This is a genomic window from Nitrobacter sp. TKz-YC02 (assembly GCF_049852135.1).
Classification (GTDB): domain Bacteria; phylum Pseudomonadota; class Alphaproteobacteria; order Rhizobiales; family Xanthobacteraceae; genus Nitrobacter; species Nitrobacter vulgaris.
On the sequence record NZ_CP180728.1, the window covers coordinates 2,645,373 to 2,668,068 of the forward strand.

At 57.9% G+C, this 22,696-nt stretch carries 23 protein-coding genes, 1 tRNA gene, 5 pseudogenes and 2 other annotated features; of the genes and pseudogenes, 14 read left to right on the forward strand and 15 right to left on the reverse strand.

Translation table 11 applies throughout. From position 1 onward, the window contains the following. Positions 1 to 23: 23 nt before the first annotated feature. Both ACM561_RS12590 and ACM561_RS12595 read right to left on the reverse strand, forming a co-directional pair. Entirely contained in the window at positions 24 to 1,307 is a 1,284-nt protein-coding gene (locus tag ACM561_RS12590) for a URC4/urg3 family protein (protein WP_425905450.1), read from the reverse strand. Further along, complete coding sequence (locus tag ACM561_RS12595; RefSeq protein WP_425905452.1) at positions 1,276 to 2,532, reverse strand: GTP cyclohydrolase II; 1,257 nt, start codon at positions 2,530 to 2,532, stop codon at positions 1,276 to 1,278. Before ACM561_RS12595 ends, ACM561_RS12590 begins: the two co-directional genes overlap by 32 nt. A 272-nt stretch (positions 2,533 to 2,804) precedes the next feature. On the opposite strand from ACM561_RS12595, the pseudogene ACM561_RS12600 reads away from it, so the two are divergent. Next, positions 2,805 to 3,370: pseudogene (locus tag ACM561_RS12600) on the forward strand (winged helix-turn-helix domain-containing protein); the annotation flags it as partial. A 74-nt stretch (positions 3,371 to 3,444) separates the two neighbouring features. Here ACM561_RS12600 and ACM561_RS12605 read toward each other — a convergent pair. The 3 genes and pseudogenes from ACM561_RS12605 to ACM561_RS12615 form a co-directional block, all read right to left on the reverse strand. Beyond that, positions 3,445 to 4,795: pseudogene (locus ACM561_RS12605) on the reverse strand (IS3 family transposase). A gap of 521 nt (positions 4,796 to 5,316) precedes the next feature. After that, positions 5,317 to 5,728 (reverse strand): annotated as a pseudogene (locus ACM561_RS12610) (helix-turn-helix domain-containing protein); the annotation flags it as partial. Between the two features lie 110 nt (positions 5,729 to 5,838). Further along, on the reverse strand, positions 5,839 to 6,279 hold the full coding sequence (locus ACM561_RS12615) for a universal stress protein (RefSeq protein WP_425905454.1): 441 nt from the start codon (positions 6,277 to 6,279) through the stop codon (positions 5,839 to 5,841). 513 nt (positions 6,280 to 6,792) lie between these two features. Here ACM561_RS12615 and ACM561_RS12620 point away from each other — a divergent pair. The 4 genes from ACM561_RS12620 (at position 6,793) to ACM561_RS12635 (ending at position 9,239) form a co-directional block, all read left to right on the forward strand. Next, positions 6,793 to 6,990: a hypothetical protein gene (locus tag ACM561_RS12620; protein WP_425905455.1), complete on the forward strand. Its 198-nt coding sequence runs from the start codon at positions 6,793 to 6,795 to the stop codon at positions 6,988 to 6,990. 4 nt (positions 6,991 to 6,994) lie between these two features. After that, the gene (locus tag ACM561_RS12625; RefSeq protein WP_425905457.1) at positions 6,995 to 7,183 is read left to right on the forward strand and encodes a hypothetical protein; all 189 of its coding nucleotides are present in this window, start codon (positions 6,995 to 6,997) and stop codon (positions 7,181 to 7,183) included. Continuing rightward, positions 7,176 to 7,451, forward strand: a complete 276-nt coding sequence (locus ACM561_RS12630; RefSeq protein ID WP_425905458.1) for a DUF2934 domain-containing protein — start codon at positions 7,176 to 7,178, stop codon at positions 7,449 to 7,451. The genes ACM561_RS12625 and ACM561_RS12630 overlap by 8 nt, the downstream gene beginning before the upstream one ends. 562 nt (positions 7,452 to 8,013) lie before the next feature. After that, positions 8,014 to 9,239, forward strand: a protein-coding gene (locus ACM561_RS12635) for an IS3 family transposase (RefSeq protein ID WP_425905460.1) whose coding sequence is annotated in 2 segments (ribosomal slippage) — positions 8,014 to 8,302 and positions 8,302 to 9,239 — 1,227 coding nt in all. Because the reading frame shifts where the segments join, the coding sequence is not laid out codon by codon here. Beyond that, positions 8,295 to 8,411, forward strand: a sequence feature (AL1L pseudoknot). Its footprint overlaps the gene before it by 117 nt. On the opposite strand, the gene ACM561_RS12640 is transcribed toward ACM561_RS12635, so the two are convergent. The 3 genes from ACM561_RS12640 to ACM561_RS12650 form a co-directional block, all read right to left on the reverse strand. Continuing rightward, positions 9,203 to 9,550, reverse strand: coding sequence for an SDR family oxidoreductase (locus ACM561_RS12640; protein WP_425905462.1), 348 nt, complete (start codon positions 9,548 to 9,550; stop codon positions 9,203 to 9,205). The two genes, ACM561_RS12635 and ACM561_RS12640, sit on opposite strands and share 37 nt — an antisense overlap. Positions 9,551 to 9,581: 31 nt before the next feature. Continuing rightward, a complete protein-coding gene (locus ACM561_RS12645; RefSeq protein WP_425905464.1) occupies positions 9,582 to 9,926 on the reverse strand; it encodes a 4a-hydroxytetrahydrobiopterin dehydratase in 345 nt (114 codons plus the stop codon). A gap of 260 nt (positions 9,927 to 10,186) precedes the next feature. Beyond that, a complete protein-coding gene (locus ACM561_RS12650; protein ID WP_425905465.1) occupies positions 10,187 to 10,747 on the reverse strand; it encodes an integrase core domain-containing protein in 561 nt (186 codons plus the stop codon). Between the two features lie 374 nt (positions 10,748 to 11,121). On the opposite strand from ACM561_RS12650, the gene ACM561_RS12655 reads away from it, so the two are divergent. Next, a complete protein-coding gene (locus ACM561_RS12655; protein ID WP_425905467.1) occupies positions 11,122 to 13,053 on the forward strand; it encodes a phage tail tape measure protein in 1,932 nt (643 codons plus the stop codon). Positions 13,054 to 13,191: 138 nt separating this feature from the next. Then, a complete protein-coding gene (locus tag ACM561_RS12660; RefSeq protein WP_425905469.1) occupies positions 13,192 to 13,812 on the forward strand; it encodes a ParB-like protein in 621 nt (206 codons plus the stop codon). A gap of 224 nt (positions 13,813 to 14,036) precedes the next feature. Here ACM561_RS12660 and ACM561_RS12665 read toward each other — a convergent pair whose 3' ends face one another. Beyond that, on the reverse strand, positions 14,037 to 14,255 hold the full coding sequence (locus ACM561_RS12665) for a PilZ domain-containing protein (protein ID WP_425909742.1): 219 nt from the start codon (positions 14,253 to 14,255) through the stop codon (positions 14,037 to 14,039). A 282-nt stretch (positions 14,256 to 14,537) separates the two neighbouring features. Between ACM561_RS12665 and ACM561_RS12670 the strand changes: the two genes are divergently transcribed. Next, the gene (locus ACM561_RS12670; protein ID WP_425905470.1) at positions 14,538 to 15,161 is read left to right on the forward strand and encodes a class I SAM-dependent methyltransferase; all 624 of its coding nucleotides are present in this window, start codon (positions 14,538 to 14,540) and stop codon (positions 15,159 to 15,161) included. A 181-nt stretch (positions 15,162 to 15,342) separates the two neighbouring features. Here ACM561_RS12670 and ACM561_RS12675 read toward each other — a convergent pair whose 3' ends face one another. Then, positions 15,343 to 15,660, reverse strand: a complete 318-nt coding sequence (locus ACM561_RS12675; RefSeq protein ID WP_425905472.1) for a hypothetical protein — start codon at positions 15,658 to 15,660, stop codon at positions 15,343 to 15,345. A gap of 211 nt (positions 15,661 to 15,871) precedes the next feature. Further along, positions 15,872 to 16,695, reverse strand: a pseudogene (locus tag ACM561_RS12680) (IS3 family transposase); the annotation flags it as partial. Beyond that, positions 16,298 to 16,414 (reverse strand) — a sequence feature (AL1L pseudoknot). It overlaps the preceding pseudogene by 117 nt. 347 nt (positions 16,696 to 17,042) lie before the next feature. On the opposite strand from ACM561_RS12680, the gene ACM561_RS12685 reads away from it, so the two are divergent. Both ACM561_RS12685 and ACM561_RS12690 read left to right on the forward strand, forming a co-directional pair. Further along, positions 17,043 to 17,396: a VanZ family protein gene (locus ACM561_RS12685; protein ID WP_425905473.1), complete on the forward strand. Its 354-nt coding sequence runs from the start codon at positions 17,043 to 17,045 to the stop codon at positions 17,394 to 17,396. A gap of 244 nt (positions 17,397 to 17,640) precedes the next feature. Next, positions 17,641 to 17,712 (forward strand) — tRNA-Val (locus tag ACM561_RS12690). Positions 17,713 to 17,857: 145 nt separating this feature from the next. Here ACM561_RS12690 and ACM561_RS12695 read toward each other — a convergent pair. Continuing rightward, the gene (locus tag ACM561_RS12695) at positions 17,858 to 18,736 is read right to left on the reverse strand and encodes a class I SAM-dependent methyltransferase (RefSeq protein ID WP_425905475.1); all 879 of its coding nucleotides are present in this window, start codon (positions 18,734 to 18,736) and stop codon (positions 17,858 to 17,860) included. Between the two features lie 365 nt (positions 18,737 to 19,101). Here ACM561_RS12695 and ACM561_RS12700 point away from each other — a divergent pair, with 365 nt between their 5' ends. The 3 genes from ACM561_RS12700 to ACM561_RS12710 all read left to right on the forward strand — a co-directional run bounded on the left by ACM561_RS12700 (position 19,102) and on the right by ACM561_RS12710 (position 20,747). Then, entirely contained in the window at positions 19,102 to 19,371 is a 270-nt protein-coding gene (locus ACM561_RS12700; RefSeq protein WP_425905477.1) for a hypothetical protein, read from the forward strand. Positions 19,372 to 19,391: 20 nt separating this feature from the next. After that, entirely contained in the window at positions 19,392 to 19,901 is a 510-nt protein-coding gene (locus tag ACM561_RS12705) for a thermonuclease family protein (RefSeq protein WP_425909743.1), read from the forward strand. Between the two features lie 114 nt (positions 19,902 to 20,015). Then, a complete protein-coding gene (locus tag ACM561_RS12710; protein ID WP_425905478.1) occupies positions 20,016 to 20,747 on the forward strand; it encodes a DUF4145 domain-containing protein in 732 nt (243 codons plus the stop codon). A gap of 23 nt (positions 20,748 to 20,770) precedes the next feature. Here the strand turns inward: ACM561_RS12710 and ACM561_RS12715 are convergent, their stop codons facing one another. Genes ACM561_RS12715 through ACM561_RS12725 form a run of 3 tightly spaced genes read right to left on the reverse strand, consistent with a single transcriptional unit; the run spans position 20,771 to position 22,165 of the window. Then, positions 20,771 to 21,184: a hypothetical protein gene (locus tag ACM561_RS12715; RefSeq protein WP_425905480.1), complete on the reverse strand. Its 414-nt coding sequence runs from the start codon at positions 21,182 to 21,184 to the stop codon at positions 20,771 to 20,773. A 10-nt stretch (positions 21,185 to 21,194) separates the two neighbouring features. Next, positions 21,195 to 21,644, reverse strand: coding sequence for a three-Cys-motif partner protein TcmP (gene tcmP, locus ACM561_RS12720; RefSeq protein ID WP_425905482.1), 450 nt, complete (start codon positions 21,642 to 21,644; stop codon positions 21,195 to 21,197). 32 nt (positions 21,645 to 21,676) lie between these two features. Beyond that, complete coding sequence (locus tag ACM561_RS12725) at positions 21,677 to 22,165, reverse strand: DUF5131 family protein (RefSeq protein WP_425905484.1); 489 nt, start codon at positions 22,163 to 22,165, stop codon at positions 21,677 to 21,679. Between ACM561_RS12725 and arsH the strand changes: the two are divergent. Further along, positions 22,077 to 22,691 (forward strand): annotated as a pseudogene (gene arsH, locus ACM561_RS12730) (arsenical resistance protein ArsH); the annotation flags it as partial. The gene ACM561_RS12725 and the pseudogene arsH sit on opposite strands and share 89 nt — an antisense overlap. Positions 22,692 to 22,696: the final 5 nt, after the last annotated feature.

Here is a 22,696-nt window from a genome sequence, read left to right on the forward strand (position 1 = left end):
CGGATCATGATCTCAAATTCGTACTAGAAGACAGTGCCGTCGCTGACGACCTTGATTGGTGGCGCGCCATCGGCACGCGTCTCAAAGGCGGCGGCGCGGCCAGCCGCCCAAGTGCCGCCTTCCAGCAGGCTTGCAAGCGGCAACGACACCCGACTGCGGCCAAGGCGCGAACGTATTCGTTCCGCCAGCAGATCGAGCAGCGCAACCGTCAGCGCGCGCCACTCCACGACAAGGGGCGAGCCGATATCGTGCGAGCGATCGGCGTCCTCCGGATGACGCAGGCGAAGGACGTCATGGTCGATGAACAGGCCGCCGTTGCGATATTCGGCGAGTCCCGTAAGGCCGTCGATGTCAGTCACCCCGATGCCGGCACGCTCGAGCGGTTCGATCAGGGAATAGGTCAGCCACTGCGAAAGTTTGTGCAACGGCACGAGACCGTCAGTCGCTCCAGCAGCCCTGATCGAGGGGTGGCGCCAGCAATCGCCGAGCGGAATGCCGGCGAGCTCGAGCCGCGACGGCCAGATCGGGCCGAGTTGCACCAGCACTTCGAAGAGGATTGTCGGCGCCGCGATAGCGCCGTCTTTCGCTTTCGCTGCGAGATGATCGAACAGTCCTCCCGGGCGCGGCCGGTCATGCGATGCAAAGACCTGCGGTCGCTCGGACACCAGCCGGCCGAGATTCCGCAAAAGATCGGCGCGGCCATCAAACCCGACCAGCGGGTTGGCGTCGGCGACCTGAAAACCATCCTGCAGCAGCGCCAACGGAAATTTCGCAATCACATCGGCATCGACCCTGAAGGGGTCACGCGCATCGCTGGAGAAAGCGCCGCTTGCGAACATGTCGAGGCTTGCGAGCGCAAGTCCTTCGGAGCGGCCGATGCCTTGTCCAGACATTCGGTCCCGATATCTCCACATGGTTCCGGCGCCCGCATCCAGAAGCACGCTGACGATGGCAAGATCGAATTCGGCGCGTCCGCGCGCCGCGCGATCGCTCCAGGAGACCGATTCCGCATGAGCGGCCCAGCGATCGACGCCGCCAAGGACGAAGTGCCGCCACCGCGCGTGAAACGGAATTTTGAGCGAAGGATAGGATCTGCGCATGACCGCGAGGACGGCGTCCGCAACGTTCTCCAGACGATCGATGCCAATCGTGAAATGCGCAAGGCCGTCGCGCACACCGAGCTCGAGCATCTGCCTTGCGCCTGAGCGCACCGCCTGAGCGGTGAGAAGCGAAAGCGCCTCCTGCTCTGTCGCCGTCGCCTGCGCTGTCACGGGTTCAATACTTTTCCAGCGAGCGTCCGAGGGCATCCGTCAGATCCTGCGCGGTCGGCGCATCGGGCGAATAGTAACCTGCCGCCTTTTTTGCCGCGATCTCGACATGCGCATCCGCCGGAATCAATTCGTCCGGGATCGGCACGCGCTCGACGATATCGATGCCCTGCCCCTTCAGCGCGTCGTATTTCATGTCGCTCATCGACAGGAAGCGATCGATGCGCCTCAATCCGAGCCAGTGGATCACATCGGGCATCAATTGCTGGAAGCGTGCATCCTGCACACCGGCCACGCATTCGGTGCGCTCGAAATACGCCGCCGCCGCGTCGCCCTCCTCCTGGCGCTTTCGGGCATTGTAGACCAGGAATTTCGTGACCTCGCCGAGCGCTCGCCCTTCCTTGCGGTTGTAGACGATGATGCCAAGCTCGCCCGCCTGCGCGCCGCGCGCGCATTCCTCGATGCCGTGAATGAGATAGGGACGGCAGGTACAGATGTCGGAGCCGAACACGTCAGAGCCATTGCATTCGTCGTGAACGCGGCAGGTGATCCTGGTGCGATGATCGGGAAGCTTCGACACGTCGCCGAACAGATAGACGGTGGTGCCGCCGATCGGCGGCAAGAACACCTGCATGTCCGAACGTGTCACCAGTTCCGGAAACATGCCTGCGGTCTGCTCGAATAGCGTGCGCCGCAGATTGGTCTCGCTTGTGCCAAATCGCTCGGCCACGCTAGGCAGGTACCAGACGGGGTCGATGGCAATCTTCACCACCGAGACGCCGCCGTTGGCGTGCACGACGTTGCCGTCCGAGCTCAACCGTTTGGCCGCGAGTGCGGACCGGATCTCGGGCAAATCGAGCCGCGCACGCGTCACCGCGATGCTCGGCCTGATGTCGACCCCCTCGGCGATCTCGGCACGAAAATTTTCCGCGGCCAGATGCCCCCACGGGTCGAGCGCGACAATGCACGCAGGCTCGCTCCATTGCGGAAACGGTCCGATGGTCGCAGCCGGGAAGGTGTTGGTGAGATCGGGACGCCTGATCGGATCGAGTGCGCCGGCGGAAACCGCGAGCGCGCGATACACCGCGTAGGAGCCGCCATGGCTGCCGATCACGTTGCGATCCTGCGGACGAGACACCGTGCCGATGACGGGTCCGCGCGACCGCGCATTTGCTGCACCCCAATGAATTGGGAATGCGTGCTTCGCGCCGGGCTCCGGATGGGAGGTGAGGCGGATATGGTCAGTGCGGTTCGAGCGGCTCATGGTTAGGCATCCAAAACACGACGGCCCGCCTGTCCGACGGGCCTGGCTTGATCGTCCTTCCGCCCGGCGCTTCGGGCTGACTACATATATTCTGCCAGAATATATGTAGCAAACCGCTAACAGCCAACGTTGTATAAATTTATATATATCAGTCTCTGGGAAGCCCTTAATAGTTCCTCAGGGGGTTATACCAAATCTCGGAGAGCGTGACTCTGTGGGGCTTTCAAATCAGCGGCGGGCTGATTCAACATGGCGAACGAGGGAGGTTCGCCATGTCGCCCCTGCCACTGCGAGCTGATTTCAACGCGCAGACGACACGGTCCGCTGCCAAGCGGTCGAAAGACGGGCCGCAGGCGCGGCGACTTCTGGCTCTGGCCGCGATCTACGACCGTGCGACGCGGACGGAAGCCGCCAGGATCGGCGGAGTTGGGGTACAAATTGTTCGCGACTGGGTGATGAAGTTCAACGCACTCGGCCCGGACGGCCTTTTCGATCGCAAGGCGCCCGGTCAGCCGTCCCGGCTCGAGGACGAGCATCGTCAGGCGTTGGCTGCCGTGATCGAAAGCGGGCCGATCCCTGCTATTCACGGCGTTGTCCGTTGGCGCATCGTCGATCTCTGCCAGTTGCTGTATGAGGAGTTCAGGGTCACAGTCTCCAGGCAGACTCTGAGCCGGGAGCTGCGAGGCATGGGCTATCGCAAACTCTCCGCTCGTCCGCGCCATCATGCGCAAGCCAAGGGCGCGATCGAGAGTTTTAAAAAACCTTCCCCGCCCGAGTGGCGGAAATTGCGAAGGACAAGAGCGTCGATCCAGCCGATATAGAAATATGGTTTGGCGACTGTCCGTCATCAAAACATTTGGCGCAAAGAGCGGCGAGATTTAGCGGAGAGCGGGCCTCATTTGTTGGTTGATGTTAAGCGGCGATTTTGCGGTGGAGCAAGCGCCGATATTCGATTGTCTGTCGTTTGATCCTTTCACGCTGTTTGATGATGGATTGTGCACGTCCGAAGTAGACGTCGGCGGGTGTGACGTTGCCGATGCCCTCGTGATAACGGCGATGATTGTAATGCTCGATGAATGCCTCGATCTGACACTCGAGATCGCCGGGCAGGAAGTAGTTCTCGAGCAGGATGCGGTTCTTGAGGGTTTGATGCCATCGCTCGATCTTGCCTTGGGTTTGCGGATGCAGCGGTGCGCCGCGGATATGGCTCATGCCGTTGGCATCGATCCATTCGGCAAGCTCGGCGGCGATGTAACTGGGACCATTGTCGCTGAGCAGTCTGGGCTTGTGCAACACCTTGGTGTTGTCGCAGCCTGAAGCTGCAAGGGCCAGTTCGAGCGTATCGGTGACGTCCTCGGCGCGCATGGTCGAGCACAGCTTCCAGGCAATGACATATCGAGAGAAGTCATCGAGTACGGTGGACAGATACACCACCCCCAGCCGATGATCTTGAAGTAGGTGAAGTCGGTCTGCCACATCGGGTTGGGTGCTGTCGTCTTGTCTTTGAACTCATCAGCCGCCTTGACCACAATGAAGGCTGGGCTGGTGATGAGATCGTGGGCCTTGAGCAGGCGATAGACACTGGCTTCGGAGACGAAGTAGCGCTTCTCATCGGTAAAGCGCACTGCCAGTTCGCGCGATGAAAGTTCGGATTGCTCCAGCGCCATCTCGATGATCTGACCCTGGATATCGGCATCGATGCGGTTCCACACGCGACCTGGCCGGGAAGGACGATCTTCCAACGCTTCCGGCCCGCCCTCAAGGTAACGGTCATACCAGCGATAGAAGCTTCGACGTGCAATGCCCAGTTTGTCGAGTGTCTTCTTCGCCGGCAGATGCGATTGCTCGACGAGCCTGATGATCTCAAGCTTTTCGGATGCGGGATATCTCATTCGTCTTCGCCCCCATCCGCGATCATGCTTTTTTTGAGCAGACGGTTCTCCAGCGTCAGATCGGCAACCACCTCCTTCAGGGCATGCGCCTCACGGCGAAGGTCTTGCACTTCACCACTTGTCGCAGCTCGCGCCGTATCACCGGCCAGCCGCCGCTTGCCTGCCTCCATGAACTCCTTCGACCAGACGTAATAAAGGCTCTGAGCGATCCCTTCCTTGCGGCACAGTTCAGCGATGCTGTCTTCACCGCGCAAGCCATCAAGCACAATCCGGATTTTATCTTCCGCCGAGAAATGGCGCCGGATGGCGCGGCGAATGTCTTTGACAACCCGTTCGGCAGAACTTTTCCTGCTGCGAGACTTCGTAGTCATGTTCGTTCCTTCGTCATCGACGAGAACCGAACTCTCCTTAAATCATACCTTCAATTCTGTGCCATAGGCGCTGATCCCGGACACCGATGCCCAGCTTGAGAAGCTCGCCATGGATTCTCGGCGCTCCCCACAACGGGTTGGCGACGCTCATCTCGCGGATCAGGCGGCGAATTTCCAACGGCACCGTTGGTCGGCCGCAGCGGCGTCGCGATTTCCAGCGCCAATACGATCGGAAGCCCGCGCGGTGCCATCTTATAACAGTGTCCGGCTTAACGATCGCAAGCGCACTACCGGTCTGGGGGAACAACCGGAAAAGACTAACGAAAATCAGTCGACCAATTAGGTTGAAAGCAAGCTTGCGAGGCGCCCCTCGCCGAAGCACATTGATTTGTTGCCTCAAGACCAAAATCTCGGCCTCAAGCGTAGCTCGCGACCGGAAAAGATCCGTGAACATCCGCCAGATCAGTCTGCACAGGTCCAACATCACGCAACAGCATCAGCCGATTCTCAATCAACTACCAGCCGGATATGGTTTGCGGTAGGGACAGGGTATGGATCTTGCGGACCCGTGTGCCGCCGGGCAGTCGGCTGAGACCATTGCGCCTGAGAATGCGATAGACCCCGGCGTCGGAAATGGTGATGGTGATAGCGTGCCAGATGCCAGACGATGCGGATTGGCCCGAGCCGGTAGGTCTTGCGCAGATACAGCACCTTCTCGACGATCTCGGGGGGCGTGCGATTGGCAGGGTTCTTCGGCGCCGTCTTGCGGTGCTCGAGACCTGCCAGACCGAACTGCCGATAGGCTGTTCGCCAACGGTAGAAACTGGCTCTACCGACGCCGAAATATCGGCAAGCCTTTCCGACATCGCCAATCTTGTCAGCGTGCTGGAGCACCCGCAGCTTGTGGTCCACATCTCGCCGAAACTTGTGCATTCCGATCATCCTTCCTGCCTATGAGGCTCAAGAGAAAGGATGTCTCGCAAGTCTGTACATTCCACCACCCCGCCGATTTTCGGCGGGGTGGTGCGTCGCCGGCCGCCGGTCTAGTGGACCACAAGAACCGGAATATGCGCAGTAGCAACAACCTCGGCAGTCTGGCTGCCCAAAAGGACCCTCTTGATTCCACGATACCCGTGCGAGGCCATGACGATCAGATCGCACCCCTGCGTTTTCGCCGCATCAACGATAGCTGCGGCCGGTGAGTCATTCGAGATATGAAGTGTCTCGACCGTCAGTCCCATTTCTTCTGCCGCCGCTTTCGCTGCGGAAAGGATAGCTTGTGCATGCCGTGTGTTGGCATCTTTAAGCCGATCCGGTTCCATACCCTCTATACCCCATGCGCTGATAGAAGGAACTGGAAATGGCTCCGTCACAGTGATGATTGTAACCTTGCTGGCGTTTTCGTCGGCCAGCGACAAGCCATGGTCGACACCTTTCTGCGCCAGTTCGGAGCCGTCAGTGGAAATGAGAATGTGAGTGTACATGGTACCGCTCCGCACTCAGAAATCCTGCGACGATCATAGTCATCACATATCATCTCGACAAGAAGTCGCAGCCGGCTGCGGTCTATAACCGCCCCACGAATTGAAATGCGCGAAGGGGCGGTCTCTCGGTAGGCGTTTCGGTCCGGTCAAAAAGAGACCAATTCTCTCGGCTGATCAACGTGCAGAAAAAAATCCGGCGGCCCTTAAAAATGATTCGCGCTTTGTCAATTTTCGATACACACTGTTGCACTATCCTTTTCGTATGACGAAACGCTTTATTGCGCTCCACCTTCCTCCTACGGAAAGGAATAGCGTCATGAACCTGCGTATCCGCGTCAAGCACGATAAGACCTTCCAAGAGCGCCTCAACGAACAGGCTAGGCGTCTCAGGGAAGATTTCGCCAGAACCCCTTCCGACTCATATCGAGAGCTCCTGTTGTGCCGCGCCAGCGAGGCTGAAGCCGGTTCGCGCTTGGAGAAATGGCTTGCGTCCCCCGAATTGAGGCCGCCGAAATGACTGATACGCCAAAGACCCCGATCATACTTCATGCGACCGACGCACTCCGGCGCGCGCGCAAGCTTCCTGTCGGAGCGGCACGAAACGACCTTCGCCAGCTGGCGAGGGGATTGCGTGACCTTCACCAGATGGGCGCGTATGCCCACCTCCAAAACAACGAGAGTCCCGAACCGGGCCTCGAGAGCATGCGGTGATCCGATGGGCGGCCTGGGCAATCCCAAATGGATGTCCGAGCAGAACGTTGAAAGATACCGCGCGACAGCAGACGAGTGCCAGGCTCACGCTGAGCAGGCGAGGCACGCGATCGACAAGGAGGCATGGCTAAAGCTCGCCGCCGAATGGATTGCGCTTGCCGATAATACGCTGCGGAGACGCAGCAATGGGTAAGCCTCACAGAGCAGCCGCTCTAGCGGAACTCGTCCGCTACATCGCAGGCTATTCGCGGGGACCATGGCCGACTACGGTCCCGCCACCCTCTACCTCAAGCCCCGTGGGGCCGTGCGCCCTCAGTGGTAGCACAAGCGAGCCAACGCAAGAGCAGATCGAGCGTCGGTCGTATGAGCTATGGCAGCAAGCGGGCTTTCCCTCAGGAAGGGACGAGGAATTTCGCCGACAGGCCAAGCGGGAATTGCGCGGCGCTTTCTTACAAGTTTAAAGAGTCAACTGGCCTGACTTTTAAAACAGTTCGACGGCGTTAATCTACGCTCCTTATGCCTCGGAGGGTTTAGATCAAGTTTTGGGAGATGTTCCAATGATTGAACGTCGAGCCCTTGACCGCATTGAAATTAATCAGCTCGCGATGTTTCACCTTGACGGTGTTTGCGGCGTACACCCCTGCATGGTGGTGGATATCCACGATAGGGGAGCCAGGCTTTATTCAGTCACGTTTCACATTGCCGCTTTCCAATTTGATCTATCATTGGATGGCTTCAGAACGACAAAGCATTGCCACGTGGTGTGGAGGGCCAGAAATACGTGCGGCGTGGAATTTGTCGCACGCAATTAGGCGGGCGGTCGGCAAACTCTTGGGATTTCTAGTGATGGTGGCTCGGGCGGGCAGTACCGGCCGGGGCGGCGCTCCTGCGCCCATTGGCAGCAAGCGCGTTCAATGGTCCGAGCTTTTCGTGCCCGGCGTGTCCGGTCACACCATCAACGCAGACCTACTGAACCGCCCTGGGTTTGCCGGAGGCTCCAACTCTTGAGAGGATGGAGCCACCATGAGTAAGACGACTAACAAGTTTCCGCCTGAGGTCCGCAACCGCGCTGTCCGACTGGTCCTTGATCACGAGCACGAGCATCAGTCGCGATGGGCTGCGATTACCTCGGTTGCCGCGAAGATCGGCTGCACAGGCCAGACATTGAACGACTGGGTGAAGAAGTCGGAGGTCGACACCGGCAAGCGTCCTGGCGCATCGACGGACATGACCGCCAAGATGAAGTCTTTGGAGCGCGAGAACCGTGAACTCCGGCAAGCCAATGAGATCCTGCGCAAGGCATCCGCGTATTTTGCCCAGGCGGAGCTCGACCGCCGGTCAAAGACATGATCGCGTTTATTGACGATCATCGCGAGGTCTATGGGGTCGAGCCGATCTGCAAGGTTCTGCCGATTGCCCCCTCGACCTACCATGACCACGTCGCCAAGAGGGTTGATCCTTCGAAGTTATCGGTTCGGGCGCACCGGGATTTGGTGTTGAAGCCGGAGATCGAACGTGTCTTCGCCGAGAACTTCGAAGTCTACGGCGCACGGAAGGTCTGGCGGCAGCTCAACCGCGAAGGCGTCGCTGTCGCGCGTTGTACGGTCGAGCGCCTGATGGCCGACCTCGGCCTCCAGGGCGTGATCCGCGGCAAACCAGTCCGCACAACGATGCAGGACAAGGCCGCGGCTTGCCCGCAGGACCATGTGAACCGCCAATTCCATGCGCCGGCGCCCAATATGCTCTGGCTCTCCGACTTCACCTATGTGAGTACTTGGAGCGGGTTCATCTACGTCGCTTTTGTGATCGACGCCTACGCTCGTCGCATCGTCGGCTGGCGCGTCTCCCGAACGGCGCATGCAAGCTTCGTGCTCGACGCGCTGGAACAAGCGCTTCACGAACGGCGACCAGCACGTGGTGGCCTGGTGCACCATTCCGACAGGGGTTCGCAATACGTCAGTATTCGATACACCGAGCGCCTTGCTGAGGCGGGCGTCGAGCCTTCCGTCGGCAGCGTCGGCGACAGCTACGACAATGCGCTCGCCGAAACGATCAATGGGCTCTACAAGGCTCAGGTCATCCACAGACGTGGACCTTGGCGGAGTTTCGAAGCCGTCGAGTTCGCAACGCTGACCTGGGTCGACTGGTTCAACAATCGCCGGCTGCTGGAGCCAATCGGCAACATCCCGCCGGACGAAGCTGAGGAACGTTACTACGCTATGCTCAATGAGCAGAAACTGGCGGCGTGACTCAAACGAAATAGCCTCCGGCAAACCCGGGGCGGTTCAGTCTCCTGTCCGTGCTCGACGTAAAGACTGACCGCATTCACCACACCATAAGCGCCGACAACGGCATCGGCGACGGACCGTTCATCGTGGATGTTGGCCTCGACCGATTGGAGATGCGGATCATCGAACGCGAACACACTAGCTCCCCGATCAGGATGCCTTGATGCAATGCGAATGGAAAACCTATAGTCACGGAGATGCCGAACGATGCGCCTGCCGAGAAACCCGGTCCCGCCGAACACGGTGATGGTGCGCTCGTTCGTGACCATCATGCGGACCCGCTGTTGATTGAATTTTGCCCTCTCAATGCTGGCGGTCGAGAACTCGGTCGATCTTGGTCGCGATGATAAAATCGTTCTCGTGCAGCCCCTTGATTTTCTTAGTGTTCAGGGAGACGGTGACATAGCCCCAACCGAAACTGATATCAGGGTGATGCCCTTCGGCCTCGGCGAGCTCGCCAATTTTCTGAACAAAAGCCAGCGATTCTCGGAAATTGCCAAAGCGAAAGCTGCGCTCGATGCGGTGGGCATCATCAACGAGCTCCCAATTGGATACCTGTATCTGCAAGCGTTGGGCTTCCTCGCGCGTGAGTGGCGGAACGCGACCGCGACAAGGTGTGCATGTCTTCTCGGCGAGAGTGTCGATCATATCCGCGTCCTCCATCAGCTATAAAGGGACACCGGGTAAATGAGGGTACCCGAGACACAAAACGACGAAGGGAACACACAGCCGATGAGCCCTCCGACAAAGATGATCTGCTGGATCCGGGTTCGAGTATATCTCACCTTGCCCGCCATCTCAGCCGGATGGGCTCAGACGGGCCTTTATTAAACGTAAGTAAACTCTGAGGGCTACAAATTGGTTCCGATCGGTCTCGGCCGAATTTTCTAACCCTTGCCTGTCGCAAATCAAATCCGAAGATATAGGTGATGCAGCCCGCCCAGGACCGGACGGCAAAGAATATGTCCGGCCCGCTCAACGTTGCGCGAGACCGGTGAATCCTTCTCCAAGGATAGATGCGTGCGAGCCTCGTTGTAATAATTCATATACGACAGCAGCAGGCCGCCACGGGCGCGCGATTTCCAGCGCCAGTACGATCTGAACCCGGCGCGATGCCAGCGGACAGCTGTCTCGGCGGCGCGTGATTTCGGCGCGTCCTTGTTCAATGACAAATGGGTGCGTGTGCCGTTGTAGTAGCTCATGTACGAGTGCAGCACGTGGCGCAGATGGCGTTCGCCGAAGACCACGATATGATCAACGCATTCCCTGCGGATCAATCCGATCAGCCGTTCAGCGTACGCATTTTGCCACAGTGAGCGAGGAGAAGTCGGGCGATCTCGAATGCCGATGGATCGAACGCGGCGGACGAATATTTCGCCGTAGGCGCCATCGCGATCCCGGACCAGGTAACGAGGGATTTGCTCCCAGCCACATGCCTCCGTCATTTGATTGGCGACCCATTCGGCCATCTTATAACAGTGTCCGGCTTAACGATCGCAAGCGCACTACCGGTCTGGGGGAACAACCGGAAAAGACTAACGAAAATCAGTCGACCAATTAGGTTGAAAGCAAGCTTGCGAGGCGCCCCTCGCCGAAGCACATTGATTTGTTGCCTCAAGACCAAAATCTCGGCCTCAAGCGTAGCTCGCGACCGGAAAAGATCCGTGAACATCCGCCAGATCAGTCTGCACAGGTCCAACATCACGCAACAGCATCAGCCGATTCTCAATCAACTACCAGCCGGATATGGTTTGCGGTAGGGACACCTGTCCCACTGGGGCGAACGGCTCTGCGTTAACGTCGACTGCTACGACAAGCAGAACGCCGAGCGCATCCTGTCGACGTGGTGACGGAGCTCCAGACCACCGCCGCCAACGTTCGCGAGATGACGGACGCTTATAAGTTCGTCGGCGCGGCGGCGGCCGTCGCCGGGGAAAATATCGAAAGCACCAACGCCCTTATTATCGCATTGTCGAAAGCCGGTCAGATGGGTAGCGAGGCCGGCGTGGCGCTACGCTCCGCGTATGTTCGCGTCCTGAAGCCGACAAAGGACGGTCAGGCCACGATGGCCCGGCTCGGGCTCGACTACGGCAATTATGTCTCCGGTGGCAAGCGCACCGGTACGGGCGTTGCAGCGGGGCTTGCGTCGTTTGGCTTCGATGTGCCTGCGGCAGATATCGACAAGGCGCTCGCGCGGAACCGAGGCAGCAACGAAAAGCAACGCAAGGCGGTCTTCGACGCGGTGGCGTCGCGGCTCGGCGCGGATCAAGCGATGGACCGCGACGCGATTATGAAGGCGGTGGACGGTGCGCTCACGTTGGCCGGTGGTAAGACCGATCTTACCAAGTTGCTTATCGACCTGAAGAAGGCCGGCGCGACGCAAGGCGATCTGGCGCGTATCTTCGAAGGCCGGCAGTCGGTTCGAATGTTGTCGCTGCTCAAGGCCGATCTTGAGGGCATCCTGAAGGATGTGAACGAAGGCGCGGCGGGATATACCGAGAATACGGTCGCCAAGCGCCAGCAAGGTTTGGAGGGTGCGACCCGCAGGCTCAGCGCGTCATGGCAGACCTTTTCCAATACGTTGGTCCGGACGGTGACGCCTGAGATCGTCGGCATGATGGAGCACCTTGCCAGTGCGGTGAAGAACCTCGCGGCAACCTCCCCCGCCACGCTCAAGCTCGGTATCGGCCTCACTGCCGCAGCCGCAGCGGCTGGCCCGCTAATGTTCGCGCTCGGGGCGATCGGCCGCGTCGGTGCGTTGGCCCTCACCGGATTGCTGTCGCCGATCGCGATGGTCGCGCGCGGCATTGCTTTCATCGGCACCGCCGTTGCGGGACTCGCTGTAGCCGGACTTGCGCGCCTTGGCACGCTCATGGTTGGCCTTCGGATGCTGTCTACGTTTGGCGCTGGGGCAACGTTGGCAGCGATTGGCGCAAGCCTGGGCCGGTTCGCCCTCGCCACGCTGCTCTTCCCTGTGAACGCGCTGCGCGGCATCGGAATGGCGATGTGGGCGCTGGCGGCGAACCCCGTTGGCCTGATCGTCGGCGCCCTTGTCGTTGGGCTGACGGCGCTTGGCATTTGGGTTGCAAACAATTGGAACGGCGTCAAGGAGTTCTTCAGCGCCTTCGGTTCGAGCTTCATGGAAGGAATTGGTGGCGCCAACGGTCCGCTCGGCACGCTGGTCGGCTATCTGCGCTCTGCGTTCGATTATGTCAGCCAGTTGCTCGGCCCGTTGAATCAGACGACCGAAGGTTGGTGGTCCTGGGGCGCTGCGGTCGGTGGTGCCGCTGCGAGTGGCATCAATGCGGTGGTCGATGCGATCCAAAGGGTGATCGGCTTCCTCGGCACTGCCATCGAAAAGGCGAGACAGTTCGGTAGCGCCGTCAGTAATTTTCTTGGCTTTGGCGGCGGCGGTGGCACGGCTCCGACCGCGGCGGCTAATCCTGCGCCGGCTGTTGCAGGCAAGCGCGCACTCGGCGGTCCGGTGGCGGCAGGAAAGCCGTACCTTATCGGCGAGCGTGGTCCCGAGCTTTATATCCCCGGCATGTCCGGCAGGATCGAGTCCAACAACCGGCTGCGTAGCTTTACCGCTGATGGCGTTGCTGCGCTCGCTGGGGCGTCGAGCAGTACGACTCGCGGCCCGACCACGATCACCAACCATTGGACGATCAACGGCGCAGATGATCCACACGGCGTAGCGCGGCAGATCGATTCCAGATTCGATGAACTGTTGCGGCAGTTGGAGGGCGAGCAGCGGGGGTTGTTGAGTGATTGAGCAAAGAGGCAACCAATCGATCACGCTCGGAAGTGCCGGTTGCCTGTCTTGTCATAGGCTCCGCGCAAGCGGTTCGATACTATTGCCATCCGATGGCAACATGCCATAGTCGGAAGAGGGAGACGGAGAGCTTCTTATATGGTGGGCACCCGCGAACCGATCCTGCATCCGATTCCAATTTTATCGCTGCGGCCGACGCAGATGACGGTCGGGATGCGGGAGGTCGAGGAAAAGCGTCGGCGCTGGCGCGCGCAGGAGTCCGACAAGAAGCGCGCCGAGTCGCTTGGCCGGCGTTTGATCCCGGTGGTGCGCGGCCCCAACCAACACCATTACGTCATCGATCACCATCATCTGGCACGGGCGCTGCACGACGAAGGTGTGAAGGACGTCCTTGTTACCGTCATCGCCGACCTGTCCATGGTCGATCAAGAGGCCTTCTGGGTAGTGATGGACAACCGGCGCTGGGCTTATCCGTACAATTCCAAAGGCGAGCGCTGTCACTTCAAGGACATTCCCAAATCGGTGACCGACCTCAAGGACGATCCGTTCCGCAGCCTCGCCGGCGAATTGCGGCGCGTGGGTGGATTCGCCAAGGATACGACGCCATTCAGCGAATTTCTTTGGGCGGATTTTCTGCGCCGCAGGGTGTCGAGAAAAACGGTCGAGGCCGATTTCGAGAACGCGATCGAGCAAGGGTTGAGCCTGGCCAAGAGCAAGGACGCGATCTACCTGCCCGGCTGGTGCGGGCCGATTGGGTAAGCTGGCTCCTATTTCTTCGACCCCACCGAATCCTCGTGGGGCGTGAGACACCACCGCCGAGATAACGGATCGCATGTTCTCCGAGATGTTCGGATAGATTCGAGGGCCGGGAAAGCACCCGGCTAAGGGCTGCCAGTTCTAACCCCCATGTTGGGTACTGGGCCGGCAGTCCCCGATCAAGCGGGTTCTATATCAAAGGCAGCGAAAACGAGCGCTCACCGCTCTCATACCGATTCAAAAGCAACGCCAATCCGGCTCTGATTGATCCAGAGGATTCTACAGTTGAGCACGACGCGGCCATGCTCGGCCACAAGTCGAAACCGATCGGGGACGTGGTGCGCGTCCGGCACATCGATAGACGCTCCATCAGCGGAAAGATCTACGACACTACAGCCGATGCTCACTCCATTACCACCTATTCGCGCGGGGTGATGACTCTCGATCTTCGATCATGACGAGCACCAATTTGAGCCGGCGCTTTGATGCGCAATATCCTGACAACCATTTATAGTTTTTCAGGCCTGAACGATTTCACGGTCAGGTGAGCCAAGGTAAACATGCCGCAAGAAAGGCATATGACAACCGCTGGATCGATCCGGCCGGTGCAGAATGACCGCTTGCCCCCACCATCAACATCATTAGCAGCGATTGATCCCGACGCTTGTTGTTGAGGATAGGGGGAGTGACCATGTTGTGCGAAAGCCTTGGACGGGCGGGAGGTTGTTGTGCAGAGCGCAAGTCGTCAGGCCCATTGGGAAAACGTTTACACCAAGAAGGGCGAGAATGAAGTTAGTTGGTTTCAGGAAAGCCCGGCGCAGTCGGTTGAATTGATCGCCGAATTGGGGGCGAGCCCGGACGCGGCCATTGTTGACATCGGAGGGGGCGCTTCACGCCTTGTTGATAGTTTGGTTGCAAAGGGCTTTCGAGCAGTCACGGTGCTGGACTTGTCGGAATCTGCATTGAAGACGGCTCAAGCACGTTTAGGCCAAGATTCCGCATTGGTGCGGTGGCTTGTTGCAGACGTCACGACTTGGGAGCCAACTCAGGAATACGACGTTTGGCATGACCGAGCGGCATTCCACTTCCTTACAGAAGACAAGGACCGTGTTGCTTACGTTGCACGTCTTAGACGCGCGTTGAAAGTCGGCGGGCACGTCATCATCGCCACCTTCGCATTGGATGGACCCGAGAAGTGTAGCGGCTTGCCGGTCGTGCGTTATGATGCTGAGAGTCTTGGGCAGGTGCTCGGAACCGAGTTTCGGCTGGTACACACGCTGCGACATGAACACGCGACCCCTTGGGGTTCGCAACAGTTTTTCCAGTTCAGCGTCTTTCAACGCGCCCTTTGATAGAGATCAGCCAGCTCAGCCCTCCCCCCCCGTTCCTGCCGCCCGAAGGGCGGCGGATCGAGGGCGCGCATGTCCGAGTGCCAGTCAGCAGGCCTCACGAAGCTACCTGCGGGAAGAACCTGAGCTTCGTCGTGATCGTCCGTCGTTCCCATTCCCAGCCGCGCTGTTCCCGAGACTGCTCTCAGCCGAGAAGCCTGCCTCGCCGGAACATGAAAACGCTAGGAACGAAGCTTCTGGCCAACGCGAGAACGCTACTCTCGCAGTTTTCCAACGCGATCTTCTGGGCAAGCATCACGTCTCCAATCGGCAGCTCACCCATCGTTTGAAAACACAGCCCAAGCCTCGGGTGACCTGTTTCGTCGATCTCGAAGACGTTCGACATGGTGCCGGGATAAATCCTATAGCGCCTGCCCGTGTCGCCACCGACGACTTCGAAGTATTCATTTTTCGCGAACTGCATCCGTTGCACCGGCGACAGCCACTCCCGCAGAAGCCGCAAGGACCGGCCCTCCGCAGTTCGCTCGGCCCCATGTCTGATGAAAAGCGCCCTTACGGCTCTCACACGCGAGCGTTCACATGGCGGAAGTCGCGACATGGCGCTGACCGTTTCTAGCCGCCGACCAGCCTGGGGAAGAACACGGTTTCTTCCGCGTTCGGGTCGAACGATCGGACTTGCGAGACCTGACCCGCACCGGCCCGGACCGCGGCGGTGAGACGCGCCAGCCGACGATGCGACGAGCGTAGGCGTCGATCACAAAAGCGACGTAGATGAACCCGCTCCAAGTACTCACATAGGTGAAGTCGGAGAGCCAGAGCATATTGGGCGCCGGCGCATGGAATTGGCGGTTCACATGGTCCTGCGGGCAAGCCGCGGCCTTGTCCTGCATCGTTGTGCGGACTGGTTTGCCGCGGATCACGCCCTGGAGGCCGAGGTCGGCCATCAGGCGCTCGACCGTACAACGCGCGACAGCGACGCCTTCGCGGTTGAGCTGCCGCCAGACCTTCCGTGCGCCGTAGACTTCGAAGTTCTCGGCGAAGACACGTTCGATCTCCGGCTTCAACACCAAATCCCGGTGCGCCCGAACCGATAACTTCGAAGGATCAACCCTCTTGGCGACGTGGTCATGGTAGGTCGAGGGGGCAATCGGCAGAACCTTGCAGATCGGCTCGACCCCATAGACCTCGCGATGATCGTCAATAAACGCGATCATGTCTTTGACCGGCGGTCGAGCTCCGCCTGGGCAAAATACGCGGATGCCTTGCGCAGGATCTCATTGGCTTGCCGGAGTTCACGGTTCTCGCGCTCCAAAGACTTCATCTTGGCGGTCATGTCCGTCGATGCGCCAGGACGCTTGCCGGTGTCGACCTCCGACTTCTTCACCCAGTCGTTCAATGTCTGGCCTGCGCAGCCGATCTTCGCGGCAACCGAGGTAATCGCAGCCCATCGCGACTGATGCTCGTGCTCGTGATCAAGGACCAGTCGGACAGCGCGGTTGCGGACCTCAGGCGGAAACTTGTTAGTCGTCTTACTCATGGTGGCTCCATCCTCTCAAGAGTTGGAGCCTCCGGCAAACCCAGGGCGGTTCACCCGCTCCATTTTATCAAATTCTTTATTAGGCAGTCAGCGCGCGCGAGACATTCGTCGTTGCCTTGCGCAAAACGCGCGATCTGCTAAACCGCACTCAAACAAATTAGGAGAGACGGTTTGGCCAAAGCTAAAAAGACAGTCCGCCGCGAATGGACGAAATCGGACGTTCGCGATCTAAGATCGCTGGCTAAGAAAAAAGTCGGTGTCGCAAAAATCGCAAGGCAATTGAAGCGAACACCAGGCGCAACGGCGGCTAAGGCTTGCTCCTTGGGCGTTTCGCTCAGTATGCAGTAATGGCACCAGCACTTAAAGCAACAGCCTGGATTCTCTTACTCGCCATCTTCATTCTCACGGATGGTCCGCTTGGCCTACGTCCGACGTTCGGGCATCCAAATGCTGAGCGATTACTGGCGCTTGCGGTGCTCGGGTTTGCCTTCTCACTTGCCTATCCGCATCGACTCCTTGTCATCTTAATTCTGCTAGCGGGTGCTATTTGCGGTTTTGAGTACCTCCAGCATTTCGTGAATTACAGACATGGAACTGTGCATGATATCGCGATCAAATTGGCAGGCGCTTTCGCAGGAGTCGGCGCTGGCATCTTCGTTTCCAAGTTTGCCGTGAGCGCTTTGCGGCCGTGCCACGATTAGGCCCGCACCGCGCATAATATGGGGCGGACGGGTAGCAACCACGTTCACCTCAAAACCGCTGATGGATTGTGCCCACGAAGGGTTCCAGAATTAACCTGGAACGCGCCTATCAAGCCTAATGAGCAAGTTTCGTTACGCTTGTCGGAGTCCGCGCTAGCTTACCAACACCGGACATTGCCCTCGTCCGGGTCCACCCCTAGCGAAGTCGTCGACCGATCATACTCCGCTCGGCGGCTTCGTTTACGCGGATTTAGCTCAGCGGTAGAGCGGCGTGGTTCACGACGCAGGCCATGTTTGACTCATGGAATCCGCACCATGGCATCCCGTTTGACGGGACGGGCGAACGCATTCAGCGCGACGGCACATGGTGCGTTTATGAGTTCGCCGTAAAGTTAGACGCAATTCAATTTTGGGACCGCTTCGACGGCCGCTGGCTTCGCGGCAAGTCGACCGAAAAGGCATCATTTCTTTCTAAGAACAATAATACCCTGATATGGAGCAATCCCGTTCATTGCTACGTCTATCAAGTCAAACCGGTCAGTCCAGTTTTGCTCGATGTATTTCCGGGTGATGATGGTCTCGCCGTAGGTCATTGCGCCGTCGACTTCCAAGCTCTGCGGATAGAAAACAATGCCATCGCGCCGTATAGTCTCGGCTATCTCCTGCTGATCCCAACCTGGTAGCTTTGAGACGGGATCATAGTACGCATATGCCGGAGGTCGGACTGTAAGGTACACAATGCCGTCCTCATTGAGGGATGCGTGTAAAGCGGTCAAACATACATCGCTGGCGACTGGGGACAGGTGAGTCCAGACAGAAAGCGCGTAAACGAAATCGAAATTTCCAGCAAATGGCAGACTGTTTGGTAGACTGTCCGACAATACGATATCGAGCTGTGGATTGAGGTCTTTGGCTACTTGGATGATGCCCTTGTGTGGATCGCAAGCATGCAAATTACTCAGCGGCACGTCCTTCATGAAGTATCGGATCACATTGCCCCAACCGCACCCATAGTCCAGCACCGAGCATAGATCGAACGGCTTCCTAAGATGAAGCCTCAGCTTATCATGCATAAGGCGATAAGTTTCGACGACTGCGGCCCCCAACTCCATTCCCGAGCGTCCGGACCAATTTTTCTGAGTTTCAGTATCCGGCACGTTGGGAAGTGTATTCTTTATGGCCTCGTAACCATCGTACTCTTTCCAAAGAAGTACGTTCCATAGGTACGGGTCCGTTATCCAACTAAACGCTACGTATATCGATGCCCCCTTTTCGCATATCGCGTCCGTCTGGGCCAATTTATCTCCGTAGTATTCATTGAGCCACGAACTCCAGTTCATAAGTCCTCCGAGAGGCCACCACGAATTTCATCTTCCGACCTGTATCGTTCCTGCCGCAAATTTATTTCTCATGTTGAAGCAGCCGCTCTGCACGACGCCCAAAGTTATCAGCGCTCCCATGAGGCGCCTAATGACCTTTTTGGGGCGGCGTAGTGGCTCAAAGTGATCGAGCGTGTTGTGGTGAGGGGTACGTAATAACGAGCGAGGTGGTATCATTTCGGAATATTGTGATTTTCACTGATCTCATCCAGCAGCTCCCCCTTGGCTGGTTTTCCAATTGGAAAGCGATTTTCGCGACGCACATTCAGATGGGTGGCCGTGTCGCGCGCCTAGAACACTCTAGACTTGAGACAGAGGCTTGAACCATGACGCGATATGCTGCGCTATTGGCATCGATACTTTTCGCATCCACTGCCACGGCCGAAGAGCCAAAGGCCGTCAGGACTGTCAAAATCACGCAGTCGCTCAACAATACGGCGCTTTATGAAGTGAAGGACGACGGCACCGTTCTAATCGATTGGGCCGAAGTCGAAGCGCTCGCAGCGAGCAAACAAGACCAACTGCTATTACCCCAAGCCCGCGTCATGTTGGCAATCCGTGACGGCAAGTGGAAAGCCATGGATCATTCAAAGTGACCCCAAGATTTAACCGTCTCTTGATCGCAGCGCTTGTCACGCTTGTTGTATCGCTTGCACTCGCAGAGACAATCACAGGCCACGCATCCGTTATTGACGGCGACACGCTCGAAATTCATGGGCAGCGTATTCGCCTATCGGGGATAGATGCACCCGAGTCCGATCAACTCTGCCGCGGTGACGATAGCCTGCAATATCGCTGCGGTGCAAAGGCGGCGAACGAGCTAGCTCGCTCTATTGCTGGTAGGCCGGTTAGCTGTAAGGGCGTGGACGTTGATCGATATCGGCGTGTTGTTGCTGTATGTTTTGTCGGCGGCGATGATCTTGGGGAATGGATCGTGCGAGCGGGGTTCGCATTCGATTGGCCCCGATACTCAAAAGGAAAGTATGCGGGCGCTCAGAAGGAAGCCGAACGTGCGGGTCGAAATGTCTGGGCTGGTAGTTACGTTGTGCCGTGGGACTACAGGGCTTGCCGATGGGGCGGCGGACGGCCGAGCCGGTGTTCGGATGATGCGAATGCGCGGGATTAGGCGAACCCTATGACTCGCAACTGGACATCGGCAGGGGCATGTCCGCTAGGGCCAACAGCAGACATCGCAAGCATGACTTGCTATGAAGTCGCATCCAACTGTGAAACACATGCAATGGAAAAGTCAGAGACAAAGAAAGCGATGTGCGCTGTTTGCGCCGGAATGCGGAATTGCGACGTCCGTGGTAACACCACCGAACGCTGGGATGATGCCGGTGGTTTAGTTTGGGGAAGGACCGACTGGTTCATTCTTCAATGTCGCGGATGCGATCACGTCTTTTGCCAGACCATCAAAATCTTCTCTGAGGATTACCAATACGAATGGGATGATGCCGCGCAAGAAGATGTCCTCGTTTATGACGAAACGGTCGCGTATTGGCCTGCCATCTTAGATCGCAAGGCCCCAGATTGGTTTTCGTCTGGCAATCTCCCAGTAGAAAAATCGGACATGTTAGAAGAGGCCATGAACGAGCTATACATCGCCCTTGAGCACGATCTGTCGATGCTTGCTGCGGCTGGCGTTAGAACGGCTTTCGACATAGCTTCTGAACTTCTGGACGTGGATTCTAATCTCACATTCAAACAGAAATTGGATGCGCTTGTCGCTGACAACCGGATCACGAATTTAGATCGCGAAAGATTGGAGACATTGACGGAAGCTGGCAGCGCTTCTATGCACCGAGGTTGGGTGCCAGAAAAATCTGATTTATTGACAATGGTGGAGATACTCGAACACTTCGTACATCAGGCATTCGTTGCACCCGCGCTTCAGAAGAAGCTTGATGAGCGAAGTGCGAGACTAAAACAGATCGTACCGCCAAGAAAGCCACGACAGCAGAAGGCGTGAGATGCCCGGCGACAGCCGGAACATTACCGTTTGTGAAAACTTGCTGACCCGAATAACTCTTGTTGAAGTTCTCCTAAATCCTCCTTCGGTTCATTTGCCTTTCTATAGGCCCAGCTCATCAGCTTGGGCGCTTCATCGTGATCCGATGCATGAATCATATGATACATGATTCGGCGGCCTCCACCCTCTTTGTCATAGATCGGCCAAGCATGGGCGTGCTTATAGCCAAATTCACTCTTGAAGCGGCTCGCTAATAGCTGCGCTCGATCGAAGGAGCGCATTCCCAGCAGGCTCCGCCAGTCATCATTACCCCACCATTTTGAAAGAACGTCTTGATTGCGGGTAGTTGCTGCAATTGCTCGATCAAGCCAACCTGTAGCCAGAAAGTAGAAGAGTTCGATTTTATTGCCAGACTTATGCGCCGAGAGCGCCTGCAACGATTTCCATTCACATTCGAAGGTATGCTAGATCGAGAAGACAGAAAGTCGCCATTTTTTCCGTAATGGCTCCGCTTTCAAGTATGGATTTTAGATTCTCGTTGAAGTCTCCGAAAACCACTTTAATGGTGCGGCCCTTCTGCATACTCGATGCCGCTAAATCATGGAGTGCCGGTAGCTTTTCCTTGCTTTGCTCACAGAGCCAAAACTTGCGTAGGAAGGGAGGCTTAGAATCCAGCACGAGCTTTGCTGCCCAAGCATCCACCTTTTCAGGGTATTGAGGACCAGCGAAGCCGTCGATGTAAGCTCCGTGCTTCGTGATCATCACGAAATAGTATAGGTACCTCTCAATCAGCTTTGCTTTATTCTCCGTCCAGACCGGACGGTCTGGCGTCCGAAAGCGGATCGGTCGATCCGCCGGCGGGGGCAGATTTTCAAAAAGAAGACCCTGCTTATTCATGCAACCGATGGTGGCGCATCGATTCACTTAGCTCAAGCAGCTACAGTACGTAACCCACGAATTTTAGGAAATTCTCTGACGATCTTCCCGTCAATGAGCCCCCCGCCCTTCCCGTTGGATATTGGGTCAATATCTGCGGCCTGGCGCTCAGTTAGGCCAGCTTCAACAACAAGCGGATTATTCGAATATCGGCCCCACTGTTTCAAAAACGGCGAAGCGCCGACACGGCGACACTCTGCGATCGCTTCTCGTGCCCATTGAGGCTTGGTCGGCCGCGTCTTGTCGATTGCCACGCCGCTCTCGCCACCGATAATCACCCAATCCGGCGAATGCCCAGCAATCGAAAGAGGCCCTAGCGGTCCCATCGCGGGTTCGTAGCTGATAAAATGGACCACGGCAGGCACCGCTAGAAGATGCCTGCCTCGCTGCTGATATGGTTCGCTTCGCGAGCGGTCATACAGTCGTTTCCTGACCCAGGAAGCCGAACGCCTGCTGAAGCACTTCGGCGCGGAAACCCGCATCTTCGACCCGCATGGCTTGCCGTTGCCAGATGGAGCGGCAATCGATCACCCGAAGGTGCGTGAACTGCGGAAACTCTCGCTCTGGTCGGAAGGCCAGGTCTGGACCAGCCCGGAGCGGCACGGCGCCATGAGCGCGGTGATGAAGGCACAGATCGATTGGATTCCCCTGTCGGTCGGCGCCGTCCGGCCGACGCAAGGCCGAACGCTTGCCGTCATGCAGGTATCGGGCGGCTCGCAGAGCTTCAACGCCGTCAACCAGATGCGCGTGCTTGGCCGTTGGATGCGGATGGTGACGATCCCCAACCAGTCATCCGTTTCCAAGGCCTATCAGGAGTTTGATGAAGCTGGGCGGATGAAGCCATGCTCCTACTATGATCGGGTCGTCGATGTGATGGAAGAACTGGTCAAGTTCACGCTGCTGACGCGCGATGTCTCGGCTTACCTCACCGACCGATATTCCGAGCGCAAGGAAAGCGGTGAAGCCCTGATGCGGCGGGTGAACCTCTCGGCGGCGGCGTCCTCTTGAGATTG

What these genes read in the sequence shown, in the direction of transcription:
- ACM561_RS12590 (WP_425905450.1), bottom strand. Translation starts at nt 1,307, where the DNA reads ATGCCCTCGGACGCTCGCTGGAAAAGTATTGAACCCGTGACAGCGCAG.
- tcmP (WP_425905482.1), bottom strand. Translation starts at nt 21,644, where the DNA reads ATGAATAAGCAGGGTCTTCTTTTTGAAAATCTGCCCCCGCCGGCGGAT.
- ACM561_RS12625 (WP_425905457.1), top strand. Translation starts at nt 6,995, where the DNA reads ATGGGCGGCCTGGGCAATCCCAAATGGATGTCCGAGCAGAACGTTGAA.
- ACM561_RS12660 (WP_425905469.1), top strand. Translation starts at nt 13,192, where the DNA reads ATGGTGGGCACCCGCGAACCGATCCTGCATCCGATTCCAATTTTATCG.
- ACM561_RS12710 (WP_425905478.1), top strand. Translation starts at nt 20,016, where the DNA reads ATGGAAAAGTCAGAGACAAAGAAAGCGATGTGCGCTGTTTGCGCCGGA.
- ACM561_RS12640 (WP_425905462.1), bottom strand. Translation starts at nt 9,550, where the DNA reads ATGATGGTCACGAACGAGCGCACCATCACCGTGTTCGGCGGGACCGGG.
- ACM561_RS12650 (WP_425905465.1), bottom strand. Translation starts at nt 10,747, where the DNA reads ATGGCCGAATGGGTCGCCAATCAAATGACGGAGGCATGTGGCTGGGAG.
- ACM561_RS12630 (WP_425905458.1), top strand. Translation starts at nt 7,176, where the DNA reads ATGGGTAAGCCTCACAGAGCAGCCGCTCTAGCGGAACTCGTCCGCTAC.
- ACM561_RS12725 (WP_425905484.1), bottom strand. Translation starts at nt 22,165, where the DNA reads ATGCGGGTTTCCGCGCCGAAGTGCTTCAGCAGGCGTTCGGCTTCCTGG.
- ACM561_RS12620 (WP_425905455.1), top strand. Translation starts at nt 6,793, where the DNA reads ATGACTGATACGCCAAAGACCCCGATCATACTTCATGCGACCGACGCA.
- ACM561_RS12685 (WP_425905473.1), top strand. Translation starts at nt 17,043, where the DNA reads ATGGCACCAGCACTTAAAGCAACAGCCTGGATTCTCTTACTCGCCATC.
- ACM561_RS12700 (WP_425905477.1), top strand. Translation starts at nt 19,102, where the DNA reads ATGACGCGATATGCTGCGCTATTGGCATCGATACTTTTCGCATCCACT.
- ACM561_RS12695 (WP_425905475.1), bottom strand. Translation starts at nt 18,736, where the DNA reads ATGAACTGGAGTTCGTGGCTCAATGAATACTACGGAGATAAATTGGCC.
- ACM561_RS12615 (WP_425905454.1), bottom strand. Translation starts at nt 6,279, where the DNA reads ATGTACACTCACATTCTCATTTCCACTGACGGCTCCGAACTGGCGCAG.
- ACM561_RS12645 (WP_425905464.1), bottom strand. Translation starts at nt 9,926, where the DNA reads ATGATCGACACTCTCGCCGAGAAGACATGCACACCTTGTCGCGGTCGC.
- ACM561_RS12595 (WP_425905452.1), bottom strand. Translation starts at nt 2,532, where the DNA reads ATGAGCCGCTCGAACCGCACTGACCATATCCGCCTCACCTCCCATCCG.